The sequence below is a fragment of the Pseudomonas sp. SYWMCR5 genome (assembly GCF_057197165.1).
In genome coordinates, this window is record NZ_JBXUNH010000002.1 from 944,102 (window position 1) to 960,013 (window position 15,912).

The window sequence follows — 15,912 nt, forward strand, 5'->3', positions numbered from 1 at the left end:
CTTGTCACCTGTTCGGACCTTCATCACTGGCAATGCCGGTGCCCTCAGGGTCCTCCAGCACTCTCAAGATCAGCCGGGAAACGGTGGCCGTCGGCGTTGCCGGCGACAGGGCCATCAGCCACGCAGACGCTCTGCGATCAACCCCGCCAACTGCACCAGCATTTCCGGCACCTCCCCCACCACCTCGCCCATCCGGGCGAAGTCATGGGTCATCCCGGCCTTCACTTCACAGTCGATCTCAAGCCCCGCCGCGCGCACTTTCTGCGCATACTCCAGCCCTTCATCCAGCAGCGGATCGAACTCCGCCAGCCACAGCAGCGTCGGCGCCAGCGCCTCCGGCAACTCGGCACGAACAGGCGAGAAGCGCCAGTCTAGCCGGTCTGCCTCCTCACGCTCATACTGGCGATAGAACCAGCGCAGCGACGCCTGCTCCAGCAAGTAGCCTTGGGCAAAGCGCGCGATCGACGGGCGTTCCTCAGCAGCATCCAGCACCGGGTACAGCAACACCTGCAGGCGCGGCTGCAACGGCAGCTCATCCGGCGCCGACGCCGCTTGAATCGCCAGCGCCGCCACCAGGCTTGCGCCCACGCTGTCGCCGGCCAGGGCCACGCGGGAGGCGTCCAGGCCATAGCGAGCGCCTTCGGCGATTACCCACAACGCCACATCCTGCGCATCGTTGAACGCGGTCGGGAACTTCTGCTCCGGTGCCAGCCGATAGTCGGCCGACAGCACCACGAAGTCTCCGGCCAGTGCCAGCCGCCGACACAGGGTGTCATGGGAATCCAAGCTGCCGACCACATAGCCGCCACCGTGGAAATACAGCAACACCGGGCGCGCCTGCGCATCACCCTGGGCACACTGGTACGCACGGGCGGCCAACTGCTGGCCGTCACGGGTGGGAATGCTCAGCTCGGTGATTTCCAGGTTGCCGGCGGGCGGGCTATCCAGCAGCAACGAGGCCGCGTCGAACTGGCACCGGGCTTCCTGGGCGGTCAGCTCGTGCATGGGCTGGTTCTTGCCGGTCAGGCGACCGAACTCGACCAGTTCGAGGAATCCTTCGATATCGGGGTGCAACGGCATGGTTCGGCCTCCACAAAAAACTACGCTCGACTCACATAACGTAAGTCGAGCGTGGGGATTTACCTTGATTGTCACTGCGCGCCCTGTGGGAGAAGGCTAAGCCCGCGAAGACGCTAGATCACCACTTCCCCCTCCAGCGTCGCCAGCAAGCTGTCCACGCAATCGGCATTGTGCAGAATGTCGTAATGGCTCGCCCGCACCACCTGCGTCCCGACAATCCGCCCCCCCATGGCTTCCAGCGCTGACCGCTCACCCGTCGGGTTGCCACTGGCCCACCAGCAACGCAGCGCCGCCGTCACCACAGGCAACGCCGGCATCTCATGCGACAACTGCTTGAGCCGCTCGCTGACGATAAAGGTGTGCGCCAGCTCATCCGCGCCCAGCAAGGCATACCCCGCCGTCTGGTCCGCCTGGCCCTGGATCACGCTGTCGATCAACCCGGCCACCTGCTCAGGCGCAAGCTCCGCCTGCGCATCCAACACCGGCTTCACCGCTGCTGGATCCATGCCCAGGGTGGCACACAGGAACGCCTGCAGGTCATCGCGCCAATCCTCAGCCTGTACCCCGCGGTCCAGCGGCACATAACTGTCCACCAGCCCCAGCCAGCGCACCGCCTGCCCCTGGGCTTCCAGCTCGCAAGTCACCAGCAGCGCCAGCGCACCGCCCAGCGACCACCCCGCCAGATGATACGGCCCCTGCGGCTGCTTCGCGCGGATCGCGGCGGTGTAGTCGATGGCCATCTGTTCCAGCGACGTGTCCTGCCAGCTACGGTCCAGCAACATCCGGCACTGCACGCCATACACCGTGCGCCGCCCTTCCAGACGCCGCGCCAGCGGCTCGTAGTCGAACACCGTACCGAAACCGGCATGCAGGCAGAACAGCGGCGCCCGCTCGGCCAACGGCTGGTTCAGCAACAACAGCGGCTCCGGTGCCTGGGCCTCACCTGCGGTCAGGCCGGCAATGGTCGGTTTGGCCATCATGTCGCGCAACTTCAGCTCGAAATTCAGCGCCGGTATCGCCCGCACCCGGGAGATCACCTTCAAGGTGCGCAGTGAATCGCCCCCCAGCTCGAAGAAGTTGTCGGTGATGCCCACCTGCTCGATCCCCAGCACCTGCTGCCACACCTGGGCAAGCGCAGCCTGCAACGGGGTGCGCGGGGCGACGTGTTCGCGGGCGCCGATATCCGGGTCTGGCAAGGCCTTGCGGTCCAGTTTGCCGTTGGGCGTCAGCGGGAACTGCTCCATCACCACCACCTGGGCCGGCACCATGTAGTCCGGCAGCCGCTCACGCAGCGCCGCCAGCAACTTACGGTCCAGACCTGGCGTGACCGGCGCGACCACATAACCGATCAGTTTCCGACCCTGGTCGCCATCACGCACCACCACGAGTGCGTCCTTTACCCGCTCATGCTCACGCAAGCGTGCCTCGATCTCGCCCAGCTCGATACGGAAGCCGCGCACCTTCACCTGATGGTCCACGCGGCCGACGTAATCCACCACGCCATCGGCACGCATGCGCACCAGGTCGCCAGTGCGATACAGCCGCGCCCCAGCCGCGCCGAACGGATCGGCGATGAAGCGTTCGGCTGTCTGCTGGCGATGATGGTGGTAGCCACGGGCAACACCTTCACCGCCAATGAACAGCTCGCCGACAAAGCCCGGCGGCAGCAGGTTGAGATCTCCGTCCAGCACGTACAGCGTGCGCGCGCCAACAGCCTTGCCGATCGGCGCGTACATTGCCTCGCAGCGCCCGGCCAGAGGGGTCTTCCACAGCAGCGGGGTGACCACGGTTTCGGTCGGGCCGTAGCCGTTGACCAGGTACTGCGGCGCCAGCGCACGCTTGACCCGCTCGAACGAAGCGTCCGGCACCGCATCACCCCCGAAGCAATAGATACGCACCGGCGGCGCTTCGCCCTGAATCTCGGCCTGCTCGGCCAGCTCCAGCAGGTAGGCCGGCGGGAAGCAGGCGATGTTGATGCGCTGCTCCTTGAGCACCCGCAGGGTCTGGTCGGCGGTCCACAGGCTGTTGTCACGGATCACCAACGTACCGCCGCTGATCAGGGTGGTGATCCAGCGCTCATGCGCCCCGTCGAAGGCGAACGACATGAAGTGCAGCTCGCGGCTGTTGCTGTCCATTTCGTACAGCCGGGCGATGGCTTGCACGTGCATGCTGATCGGGCCATGGGCCACCGCCACGCTCTTCGGCTTACCGGTGGAACCGGAGGTGTAGATCAGGTAAGCCAGGCCTAGGTCCTCGACGGCCGGCAATGGCGCGTCGCTCACACGATCCAGCTCAAGCGTATCGACGGCCAGGCAGGTGACCGCCCCCTCCACCGCCACCCGCCCCTGCAGGCGCTGCTGGGTCAGCAGCACCGCCATGCCGGCATCGCCCATCATGTAGTGCAGGCGTTCGGCCGGGTACTCCGGGTCCAGCGGCACGTAGGCGCCACCGCTCTTGAGCACCCCCAGCAGCGAGACCACCAGCTCCAGCGAACGCTCCATGAACACGCCGACCACGGTTTCCGGACCGACGCCCAGGGCACGCAGTTGCTGGGCCAGCGCGGTGGCACGACGATCCAGGGTGGCGTAGTCGAGCGTGTCGCCGCCAAGCACCAGCGCCGGGTGATCCGGCTGAGCCAGTGCGCGCTGCGCGATCAGCTCATGCACCGGGGTAGTCACCGCCGGTTCGAAGGCTTCCTGCAATTGCTTCGGCTCACCTTCCAACAGGCCGATACGCCCCACCGCCCGCGCCGGATCATCGCATAGCCGCTCCATCAGCCTTTCCATATGCCCGCGCAGTTGCTCGACGGTGGCCAGGTCGAACTGGTCGCGCTGATGCATATACTCGATGCTCAGACCACCTCCATCGACACTGACCATCAGGTCCATGGCGAAACTGGTCAGGCCGAAGTCGGACACATCCTCGAAACGCAGCGACTCGCCGTCCCACTCGCGCAGGGTGCGATCCACCGGCTGGTTTTCGAACACGATGATGCTGTCGAACAGCGCCTGCCCGCCCTGCCCGGCCCAGCGCTGGATATCGCTGAGCGGGGTGTGCTGGTGGTCGCGGACCTGCAGGTTGTAGGCCTGCACTTCACGCAGCCAGTCACCGACGCTTTGATCGGTCGGCACGGTAATAGCCACCGGCAGGGTGTTGATGAACAGGCCGAGCATCTGCTGCGAACCTTCCAGGGTTTCAGGCCGACCGGACACGGTGGCGCCGAAAGTGACGGTGCGCTGGCCGGTATAGCGCTGCAGCAGTAACAGCCATGCCGCCTGCACCAGGGTATTCAGGGTGACCCGCTGGCCTTGGGCGAACTGCGAAAGACGCGCGGTCTGCGCAGCGCTCAGGCGGGTATAGAGCGCATGGTAGCCCTCGCCCGGCGCCTTGACCGGCAGGGCGCGGGCCAGGTGCGTCGGGCCGTCCAGTTCTCCCAGCTGGCGTTTCCAGAAGGCTTCGCTGGCGACCGGATCCTGCTGCTTGAGCCAACCGATGTAGTGCCGGTACTCGGCCACCGGCAGCAGTGCCTCGCCACTGTAGTGGCGCAGCACGTCGCCGATCAGCTGCGACACGCTCCAGCCGTCCATCAGGATGTGGTGGTAGGTCCAGATCAGCCGGTAGTGCTGCTCCTCAGTGCGTACCAGTAGCACCCGCAGCAAAGGCGCACGATCGAGCACAAAGCCCTTGGCGCGTTCGCTGTCGGCCAGCTCACGTACGGCCTCGGCCAGGTTGTCGCGGCCACGCCAGTCGAGCAGCGTCAGCAGTGCCGGAGCCTCGCGCAGCACCACCTGCAGCGGCTCCTTGTCGCCTTCCCAGAGGAAAGCTGTGCGCAGGATCGCGTATCGATCGGCCACCGCCTGCCAGGCCGCCAGCATGCGCTGCGGGTCGACCCCGACCACGCCCACTTCGATCTGGTTGACGTAGAGTCCGTCGTCACCGTCCTGCACCGAGTGGAACAGCATGCCCTGCTGCATCGGCGAGAGCGGGAAGGCGTCTTCCACCTGTTCGGCAGCCAGCCGCAAAGCCTGCAATTGCACATTGCCTAGCTGGACCGAAGCCAGCAGCGGCACCTGCGCAACCTGCGGTTGCGCCTGCCCGGTCACCTGCGCCAGCGCGGCGATGGTCGGGTGGCTGAACAGGTCTTTGGGGGTGATCGCCAGCCCCGCCTTGCGCGCCAGACTCACGGCCTGGATCGACACGATCGAGTCGCCGCCCAGCTCGAAGAAGTCATCGTTGATACCGATATCGTCCCGCTCGAACAGTGCCTGCCAGATCACCAGCCAGCGGGCTTCCAGCGCGGTGCGCGGCGCGCTGCCCTGCTCGGTGCGGGCCTGCGGGGCAGGCAGGCGACGGCGGTCGAGCTTGCCGTTGGGGGTGACCGGCATGGCCGTCAGTTCAATCAGTTGCGCCGGCTGCATATGTTCCGGCAGGCGCTGCACCAGCGCGGCTTTCAGCGCGTCCACGGCAAAGTCTCCGGCTTGCGGCACCAGGTAGGCCACCAGTTGTTTGCTCTTGCCGATGTCCAGTGCCAGCACCACCGCTTCGGCAACGCCCGGCTGCTCCAGCAAGGCCGCCTCGATTTCACCCAGCTCGATGCGCAGGCCACGGATCTTTACCTGATGATCGATACGACCGACGTACTCGATTACCCCATCGGCGCGATAGCGCGCCAGGTCACCGGTGCGGTACAGGCGCTCGCCGGCCACGAACGGCGAGGCGATGAAGCGCTCGGAGGTCAGCCCCGGACGGCGATGGTAACCCCGCGCCAGGCCGATACCGCCCAGGTACAGCTCGCCGACGGCGCCGGTGGCCTGCAGTTGCAGGCTGCTGTCGAGGATGTAGGTGTGCAGGTTGGCGATCGGTTCGCCAATCGGCACGCTATGCCCGCCGTCGTCGCGGCAGGTCCAGTGGGTGACGTCGATGGCCGCTTCGGTAGGGCCGTACAGGTTGTACAGACCCGCTTGCGGTAGCTTGCGCAGCAGGTGTCGCGCCAGGTCCGCCGGCAGCGCTTCGCCGCTGCAGATCACGTGCCGGAGGCTGTCGCAGGTCGACACGCCTTCATCGCGCACGAACGCCTGGAGCATCGACGGTACGAAGTGCAGCGTGCTGACGCGGTGCTTGCGGATCAGTTCCACCAACAGCGCCGGGTCGCGATGCGCCCCCGGCTCGGCCACCGCCAGGCGGGCGCCGACCATCAGCGGCCAGAAGAACTCCCACACCGACACGTCGAAGCTGAACGGGGTCTTCTGCAGCACCGTGTCGCCCGCGCCGATCGGATACGCCGCCTGCATCCACGCTAGGCGGTTGTACAACGCATCGTGGCGGTTGCCGGCGCCCTTGGGCTGCCCGGTGGAGCCGGAGGTGTAGATCATGTAGGCCAGCGAAGACGGCTCCAGCGTCAGCACCAGGTTCGCGTCGGGGCCGTTCGCCAGCTCCAACTCGTCGAGGCACAGCACCTGCATCCCACCATTCAGCGGTAGGCTGTCAAGCAGGTCCGCCTGGGTCAGCAGCAACTGGATACCGCTGTCAGCGATCATGTAGCTCAGGCGCTCGGCCGGATACTCCGGGTCCAGCGGCACATAAGCGCCACCGGCCTTGAGAATGCCGAGCAGGCCGATCACCAGCTCCAGAGAACGGTGTGCCGAAATGGCGACCAGCACTTCCGGGCCCACACCCTGCGCCTGCAGCAAATGGGCCAAGCGGTTGGCTCGGCGGTTCAGTTCGGCGTACGACAGGCTCGTATCACCGAACACCAGCGCTGGTGCGCCCGGCGTACGTTCGGCCTGACGTTCGAACAGCCGTTGCACCGGCTGCATGGCGGGGTAGTCGACGCGGGTGTCGTTCCAACCCAGCAGTTGCTGGTCGCGCTCCTGCGTATTGAGCAGGTCCAGGCTACCGAGCGGCGCTTGCGGCGTGTCGGCCATCGCCAGCAGTAGGGTCTGCAGGTGGCTATGCAACTGCGCGATGAAGCGCTCGCTGAAAGCCGAACGGACATAGTTGTAACGCAGCGAGAGGCGCGCGCCGAAGTCCGCCGACAAGGTCAGCGGGAAATGGGTCTGCTCGCGCCCCTCCACATCGAGGATGCGTAGGCCGGTGTCCGGGCCCTGCTGCAGGGCTTCGGCCAGCGGGTAGTTTTCGAACACCAGCAGGGTGTCGAACAGGTTACCCTGCCCGGCCAGCCGCTGCACTTCAGCCAGCGGCGTGTGCTCGTACTCGCGCAGGTGCACGTTCTGCGCCTGGATGGCCTGCACCCACTGCGCCACGCTCTGCTGCGGGTGGGGGCTCGCGACCACCGGCAAGGTGTTGATGAACAGGCCCAGTTGCTGCTCGATGCCCGGCAGCTCCACCGGGCGGCCAGCCACGGTGGCACCGAAGGCCACGCATGGCTGGCCGCTGTAGCGTTGCAGCAGCACCAGCCAGGCCGCCTGGACTAGGCTGTTCAGGGTGACCTTGTGTTGCCGGGCGAACTGCGCAAGGCGGTCGCTGGCGGCCTGGTCGAGAACGTGGAACTGCTCGCCGAAACCGGTGGCGGCCGCATCGCCCAGGGTGCAACTGGCCAAAAGGGTCGGTTCCTGCAGCTCGGCCAACTGGGTTTTCCAGAAGGCCTGGGCCTGCTGCGCGTCCTGCGCCGCCAGCCACGCCATGTAGTCGCGGTAGCGGCCTGTGGCAGCCGGCGGCACGATGCCGGCGTAGCGCTGCATCACTTCGCCGAGCAGCTGCGAGGTGCTCCAGCCATCAAGCAGGATGTGGTGATGGGTGACGATCAGGTGCTGTCGGCCATGGCCCAGGTCCAGCACGTTGACCCGCAGCAGCGGTGCCGTCGACAGATCGAAGCCCCGTGCACGATCGGCCTCGGCGAAGGCATTGAGCGCTTCACGCGGCTGGCCCTGACAGTCGAGTACCTGCAACGGCAGCTCGACCTGACGGCGGATCAGTTGCAGCGGCTGACGCAAACCGTCGCCCCAGAGGAAGCCAGCGCGCAATGTATCGTGGGCGTCCAGCGCACCTTGCCAAGCGGCGCGCAGCGCGTCGACCCGCACGCCTTCGACATCCAGTCGCAGCTGATGCACATAGGCGCCCGGCTCATCGTCGTAGAGGCTGTGGAACAGCATGCCTTGCTGCATCGGCGACAGCGGGTAAATGTCCTCGATGCTACGGGCGGGGATGTTCAACCCGTCCAGTTGCGCCTGATCCAACTGCGTCAGCGCAACATCGGCTGGGGTGAGGCCGCCGTCGCTTGCCAGGCAGTGCCCGACCAGCGCACGCAGTGCCTGGCCATAGGCATCGGCCAGTTGCTGGATCACCGCTGGGGCGAAACGCCGTGGGTCGAACGACCAGCTCAGGCGCAGTCGCCCGTCATACACCTGGCCGTTGATGCTCAGTCCGTCCAGCACGGTCGAACCCGGCGCCTGTTCATCGCCGCCGCTTTCCGGCGCCGGCTGCCACGGTGCCTGCTCGTCGAAGCTGGCATCGAGCTGGCCCATGTAGTTGAAGGTGACCGCCGGGGGCGACAGTTCGCCCAGGCCAACATCGGCCAGATAGCGCAGGATAGCGAAGCCAATGCCCTTGTGCGGCACCGCACGCAACTGCTCCTTGATGCGCTTGATGCTCGCCCCGGCGTCGGCGGCCGGGGTCAGCTTGACCGGGAAGATCGAGGTGAACCAGCCGACTGTGCGGCTCAGGTCGACGTCGTCGAACAGCTCCTCGCGGCCGTGGCCTTCCAACTGCACCAGGGTCGACACTTGACCGGTCCAGGCGCAGATCACCTGGGCCAGGGCGGTGAGCAGCAGGTCATTGATCTGCGTGCGGTAGGCCGCTGGCGCTTGTTGCAGCAGCTGGCGGGTGGTGTCGGCGTCCAGGCAGGTTTCCACGGCACGGATTTCATCGGCCACAGGGTTGCTGACCGGCGTGCTTGGCAGGCCCGGCTCAACGTCCTGATATTGCGCGTACCAGTACTCGGCCTCGTCCAGCAACGCGGGGCTCTGGGCATGTTGCTCGAGCCGCTGTGCCCAGTGCTGGTAGGCGCTGGTACGGGCCGGCAGGGCCTGTTGTTGGCTGGCGGCTTGCAGATCCTCCAGCAGCACGCGCCAGGAAACGCCATCCACCACCAGGTGATGCACCACCAGCAACAGCCGCTGGCTGCCATCGGCCATGTCCACCAGCAGCGCGCGCAGCAGCGGGCCTTGACTCAGGTCGAGGCTGGCCTGGGTCTGGTTGCACAAGGCAAGCAGTTCATCGGCGTTGGTGGCTTTGCTGATGTGCAGCACGTCTTGCGCTGCGCCATCGGCCGCGTGGGCCTGTTGCCATTGGCCGTTCTGCTCATTGAAGCGCAGGCGCAGGGCGTCGTGCTGGCGCAATACGGCGGCCAGCGCGATACGCAGGGTGTCCGCATCGATACGGCTACGCAGGCTCAGCAGCAGCGACTGGTTCCAGTGCGCACGCTTCGCTACCGGCTGCTCGAAGAACCAGTGCTGGATCGGCGTCAGCGGTGCCCGCCCTTCGACCGGCGCCTGGCTGATCTGCAGTTCGTCGCAGCGCTCGGCCACCCGAGCCAGACTCTGCACCGTCTGGAACTGGAACAGGTCTTTCGGGGTAAAACGAATACCGGCCTGCCGCGCGCGGCTGACCAGTTGGATGGAAATGATCGAGTCGCCGCCCAGTTCGAAGAAGTTGTCATCGATGCTGATCGGAGCGCGCTTGAGCACTTCTTCCCAAAGCTTGACCAGGTCAGCCTGCAACACATTCTGCGGCGCCAGCCAGGTGGCCCGGAACAGTTCGGGGCCCGGCACAGGCAGGGCCTTGCGGTCGAGCTTGCCGTTGCCGGTCAGCGGCCAGGCGTCGAGCACCAGCAGGTGCGCCGGCACCATGTAGTCCGGCAGTTCGTTGCGCAGGTGGTCACGCAGCTGTTGCTTGAAGGTGCTGCTGCCAGCCTCGACGCCGGCCTTGGCCACCAGGTAGCCGACCAGTTGCTTGCTGCCGTTCGCCTCGTGCACCAGTACAAGCGCCTGGGCCACTTGCGGGTGGCTTTGCAGGCTGCGCTGGATCTCGCCCAGCTCGATGCGGAAGCCGCGGATCTTCACCTGATGGTCGATACGCCCGCAGTATTCCAGGCTGCCGTCGGCGCTGTAGCGCGCCAGGTCGCCGGTGCGGTACAGGCGCGCGCCCGGGGTGCCGGAGAACGGGTCGGCGATGAAGCGTTCGGCGGTCAGCGCCGGGCGCTGGTGGTAGCCGCGGGCGGAACCCGCGCCACCGACGTATAGCTCGCCCACGCAGCCCTTGGCCACCGGGTTAAGACGACTGTCGAGCAGGTACCAGTCGAGGTCATCGATCGGTACGCCCAGCGGGCTGCTGTTGCCACTGTCCAGGTCCGCACGGCTGAGCGGCCGGTAGCTCACGTGCACCGTGGTTTCGGTGATGCCGTACATGTTAACCAGTTGTGGCTGGCGGTCGCCAAAGACATCGAACCAAGTGCGCAGGTCGGCAACCTCCAGCGCTTCACCGCCGAAGATCACCGTGCGCAGGGCCTTCAGGCCTTGGTCTTTGGCTGCACAGGCCACCTCGAGCAGCGGGCGGAACGCTGAAGGGGTCTGGTTGAGGACGGTCACGCCCTCCTCGTGCAGCAGACGATGGAAGTCCTGTGGCGAGCGGCTGACCGCATAGGGCACCACCACCAGCGTACCGCCGTAGAGCAGCGCGCCGAAGATCTCCCACACCGAGAAGTCGAAGGCGTAGGAATGGAACAGGCTCCACACGTCGTTTTCGTCGAAGTGGAACCAGCGCTGGGTAGCGTCGAACAGGCGCAGCACATTGCGGTGCGGCAGCAAGGTACCCTTGGGCTTGCCAGTGGAGCCGGAGGTGTAGATGACGTAGGCCAGGTTGTCGACGTGGTTGAGGTTCGGCAGATCGTCGCCCGGCGCTTCGTTTAACCATGCCTCGCATTCGTCCACCAGCAGGCACTGCACGCCCTCGGGCAATTGCAGGCGGATCACCGTGGCGCGCTGGCTCACCAGCAGGCGCGTGCCGCTGTCTTCGAGCAGGTAGGCCAGGCGGTCCTGTGGCGTGTCCGGGTCCAGCGGCACATAGGCGCCGCCTGCCTTGAGGATGGCCAGCAGGCCGACCAGCATGTCCAGCGAACGCGGCAGCGCGATACCCACCAGCACGTCCGGCCCCACACCCTGCTCACGCAGGCGCCAGGCCAGCTGGTTCGCCCGGCGGTTCAGCTCGGCGTAGCTCAGGCGCTGGCCTTCACAGGTCACGGCGGTGGCGTCGGGGCGCAGCGCAGCCTGCCGTTCGATACGCTGATGCAGGCAGCCGTGCGCTTCGAAGGTCGTCGGTGTCGGGTTCCATTCGGCGATGACCGCGCGGACTTCTTCGTGGCCGAGCATCGGCATGTCGCCAAGGGCCGCATGCGGGTCACGCACGATGGCCTGCAGCAGGTTCAGCCAGTGCCGGGCCAGGCGCTCGATGGTGGGGACATCGAACAAATCGGTGGCATAGGTGAAGGCGGCGCTCAGGCCGTCGGGCTGCTCGACGGTGTCGAGCATCAGGTCGAACTTGGTGCTGCGCTCATTCACCCCGAGCACCTCCACTTCCAGGCCTTGCAGCGCCCACCGGGCGTTGTCTTCAGCGGCGGCATGCTGGTGGTTGAGCATCACCTGAAACAGCGGGCTCTGGTTCAGGCTGCGCTCGGGTTGCAGGGCGTCGACGACCTGCTCGAATGGCACGTCCTGGTGGCTTTGCGCGCCGACGGCGGCGGCCTTCAGCGCCTCCAGCAAGCTGGCGAAGGACTGTTCGGCCTGCGGCTGGCTGCGCAGCACCTGGGTGTTGATGAAGAAACCGAGCAGGTTCTGCACGTCCTGGCGGGTGCGGTTGGCCACCGGCACGCCGACACGAATGTCGCCTTCACCGCTGTAGCGGTGCAGCAAGACATGCAGCGAAGCCATCAACACCACGAACAGGGTGCAGCCGTTGGCCCGGGCCAACTGGCGCAGGCCGTCGAGCACGTCCGCCGACACCTGCAGGACGACACTGTCGCCTTGCCCGCTGAGCACCGTGGGGCGCTTGCGGTCCAGCGGCAGGGTCAATAGCGGGTGCTGTTCGCCCAGTTGCTCGCGCCAGTACTGCAACTGACGCTCGCCCTCTCCGGCTTCCAGCCACAGGCGCTGCCACTGCGAGAAATCAGCGTACTGGATCGGCAACGCCGCCAGCTGCGGCGCCTGGCCGCTGGCGAATGCGGCGTAATGCCGGGTAAATTCCTCGATCAGGATCGGCAGTGAGGCGCCGTCCGTGACAATGTGATGCAGCGTCAGAACCAGCACATGCTCCTGTTCGTCGAGCCTGATCAGGCACGCGCGCAGCAGTGGGCCCTGTTCCAGGTCGAACGGCGCTCGGGCCGCATCGGCGATCGCAGTCTGTAGCCCGGCTTGGTCAGCCTCGACCTGCGCCAACGGGCAGGTCATGGCCGGGTTGATAACTTGCAGCACGCGGCCCTCTTCCAGGCGGAAGGTGGTGCGCAGGACTTCGTGCCGCGCCGGCAGTGCTGCCAAGGTCTGCTCCAGCGCAGCACGGTCGAGCCGGCCGCGCAGGCGGAAGGCACCGGACAGGTTGTAGGCATGGGCCAGCGGTTCGAGTTGCCAGATGAACCACAGCCGCTGCTGAGCGTACGACGCCGGCAGCACGTCGACACCCGTCGCACGCGGCGGGATCGGCAGTGCTTCGAGGGTCAGGCCCTGCTCGCGCATTTTGCCTTGCAGGGCATGCCGGGCGTCAGCCGACATCCCCAAAAAACGTTGCGCCAACGCCAGCATTCTGTCCGGTACCGCATTCATAGAGCTTCAACCTCGTCGAACAGCGCCTCCAGGGAGTCCGCTGTGTTTTGCTGATTGCCGGCTTGCTCGCGCAAGGCTTCGATTTCCTGAGCCAGGCGTTCGAGGGTTTCGCCCTCGAAGAACACCCGCAGCGGAATGCTCAGCCCCAGGGCTTCCTGGATCTTGGTCCGGATACTGGTGGCCAGTAGCGAGTGGCCGCCCAGCTCGAAGAAGCTGTCATGCACACCGACCTGCTCCACCTGCAGGGCCTCGGCCCAGATTCCGGCGAGGGTCTGTTCCAGTTTCGTGCGTGGGGCGATGTACTGGCTGCGACGGCTGTCCAGGGCCAGAAGCGCATTGCGATCGAGTTTGCCGTTGGGGGTCTGCGGGAAGCGTTCCAGAACCCGAATGCGCGCCGGCAGCATGTGCTCGGGCAGCGCCTGGGACAGGTGGCTGTGCAGGTCCAGGCCAAGTTGCTCGTGGCCTTCCTGAGTAGAAACGACGAAGGCCAGCAATTGTTTACCTGAAGGTGTGTCGCGAGCGATCACCAGCGCATCGTCCACCCCACGACCGCCGCGCAGGGCGCTTTCGATCTCGCCCAGTTCGATGCGGAAACCGCGGATCTTGACCTGGTGATCGAGGCGGCCCAGGTAGTCGATGTTGCCGTCGACCCGGTAGCGCGCCAGATCGCCACTGCGGTACAGGCGCTGGCCCGGCTCGCGGGCGAAGGGGTCGGGCAGGAAGCGTTCGGCGGTCAGCGAGGGGCGGTTCAGATAGCCGCGGCACAGGCCGTCGCCAGCAACGTGCAGCTCGCCTTCCACACCCGGCGCCACCGGCTCGAACTGTTCATCGAGCAGGTGCACGCGCAGGCCGTCGATCGGCTTGCCGATGACGATGCCCAACGCGTCGTCCGAGTCCAGGTAGGCGCCAGTGGACCACACGGTGGCCTCGCTCGGGCCGTATTCGTTGACCAGCGCTACACCAGGCAGGCGTGCACTGTGGCGCTGCAGCACCTCAGACGCGCAGGCTTCGCCCGCGACGATCACGCAGCGCAGTGTCGGGGCGTCGAGGTTTTCCAGGATCTGCGCGTGGAACGACGGCAGCGTCAAGTAGTGCGACACGCCTTCGCGAGCGATCAGCGCCGCAAGCTGTTGCGGATCTTTGTAGCTCTCTTCGTCCGGCAGGGTCAGCGTCGCGCCCAGGCTCAGCGCCCAGAAAGTACCGGCTACGGAGCTGTCGAAGGAGAACGACGAGAGCATCAGGAAGTTCTGTAGCGGCTCGCGGTAGAAGCGCTGGCGCGCCAGGGTCGAGGCCACGGCGTTGGCATGGCTGACCATCACGCCCTTGGGCTTGCCAGTGGAGCCGGAGGTGTAGATCACGTAGGCCAGGTGGTCGGCATCACCAGTCGGCGCAGGTGCGGCATCGCTGGCAGACCAGACCGGAGCGCCGGACTGCAGCGAGGTGACTTGCAAGCCCCCCTGCTCCCAGCCCTCGGGCAGCGGCAGGCAGGCCAACACCTGGTCGGCACCGGCGTCGGCAAGCATGAAGGCCAGGCGTTCGACCGGGTAGTTCGGATCCAGCGGCAGGTAGGCGCCGCCGGCCTTGAGGATCCCTAGCAGGGCCACTACCAGCTCGCGGCTGCGCTGGCCGTACACCGCGACCACCCTGTCCGGGCCGGTGCCGTTGGCGCGCAGGGTGTTGGCGACCTGGTTGGAGAGACGATCGAGTTCGGCGTAGGTCAGACGCTCACCGGCCACGCTCAGGGCGATCGCCTGGGGGGTTGCCACGGCCTGTTCGACGAACAGTGATTGCAGGGAGCGCGCGCAGAGCAGCGACGCAGCCTGGGGGTTGAAGCCCTGCAGCACGCGCTCACGGCCACCGGCGCCAAGCAGCGAGGCCTGACCCAGGTCCTGTGCTGGGGCTGCCAGAGCCTGGGCAGCGAATTCGACGAACTGCGCCAGCAGTTCGTTCAGTGCGGCTTCGTCGAAGGCGTCGGCGCGGGCGCTCAGGGCGGTTTCCGAATCGGTGAGTTCCAGGCGCAGGAGTTCGGCCGGGGCATCAATGTTCAACGCCAGTACGCCGTCGTCCAGCGAGGTGTGCAGGCGAGCGAAGCCGTAGCGGCACAGCCCCAGCTCGAACTCGTTCAGGCAGTCCAGCCAGGATCGGGACAGTTCGAGGCTGGCGGCGACCTCGGTCGCCACTTCGTTCAGGGTAGCGCTGCGGCGGTTGTCGAAGGTGACCGGGAGGGAACGGGTGAAGCGGCCATAGGCGCTGTCGAGTTCTTCGTTGCGGGCGTCGAGCTGGACGCCGATCAGGAGACGGTCTTGCTGGGTGATTCGCGCCAGGTAGGCGCCCCACAGCGCGATTGCGGTGCTCTCATCGACGGCAAGGCTGCCCACGACAGTGGCTCTGTCGCGGTTCAACCCGGGTTGGCTTGGGGTTTCAAACGGGAGTTTATGAGGTTGCTGATAGTCGCGCATGCGCGCTTGCCAAAAAGAGGCGCCCTGGCGACCCAGGTCTTCCTCGCGCAGCGCCTGCTGCCAGGCGGCGAAGTCGACATATTGCAGCTCCTCTTCGTTGTCGGCCAGCGTTTCGCCCGCACACAGGCTGCGCAGTTCGGCGGCCACGGCTTGCAAGGTGCGGCGGTCGAAACTGGCGGTGCTGCCCAGCAGCAGCAACTGGTCACTTTCGACCGCGCTCACGGCCAGGCTGCGCTCGCTGCCGAGCTGCGCGGTAGCCCAGGCCAGCGCCTGCTTTAGGTCGCGGCCGTCACTGGCGTCGATGGATACGGCGGCGGCAGGCAGCACTTCCTGCACCGGCCAGGTCATACCCGGCAGGCGGCGGTACAGGGTGCGCAGCACTTCATGGCGGGCGCCCAGGGTGTCGAGGTGGCGAGCCAACTGCGCAGCATCGGGCAGCGCGGCAACGCGCAGGAGCACCCAGGCCTGACCCGGAACGCTCAGGGCCAGCGCCTGCTGGGCGGAAGTCTGGAAAATTTCACCGGTAGTAGTCATGTCTTGCTGTC

Annotated in this window: 3 protein-coding genes; all 3 read right to left on the bottom strand. The window is 66.4% G+C overall.

The annotated features are described in order from the left end of the window. Nucleotides 1–114: 114 nt before the first annotated feature. Nucleotides 115–1,080 (bottom strand): alpha/beta hydrolase, encoded by a 966-nt coding sequence (locus AC2CGW_RS10110; protein ID WP_484573980.1) that lies wholly within the window; start codon nucleotides 1,078–1,080, stop codon nucleotides 115–117. A 113-nt stretch (nucleotides 1,081–1,193) separates the two neighbouring features. Beyond that, nucleotides 1,194–12,908: an amino acid adenylation domain-containing protein gene (locus AC2CGW_RS10115; RefSeq protein WP_484573981.1), complete on the bottom strand. Its 11,715-nt coding sequence runs from the start codon at nucleotides 12,906–12,908 to the stop codon at nucleotides 1,194–1,196. Next, nucleotides 12,905–15,901, bottom strand: coding sequence for a non-ribosomal peptide synthetase (locus AC2CGW_RS10120; RefSeq protein ID WP_484573982.1), 2,997 nt, complete (start codon nucleotides 15,899–15,901; stop codon nucleotides 12,905–12,907). The genes AC2CGW_RS10115 and AC2CGW_RS10120 overlap by 4 nt, the downstream gene beginning before the upstream one ends. Nucleotides 15,902–15,912: the final 11 nt, after the last annotated feature.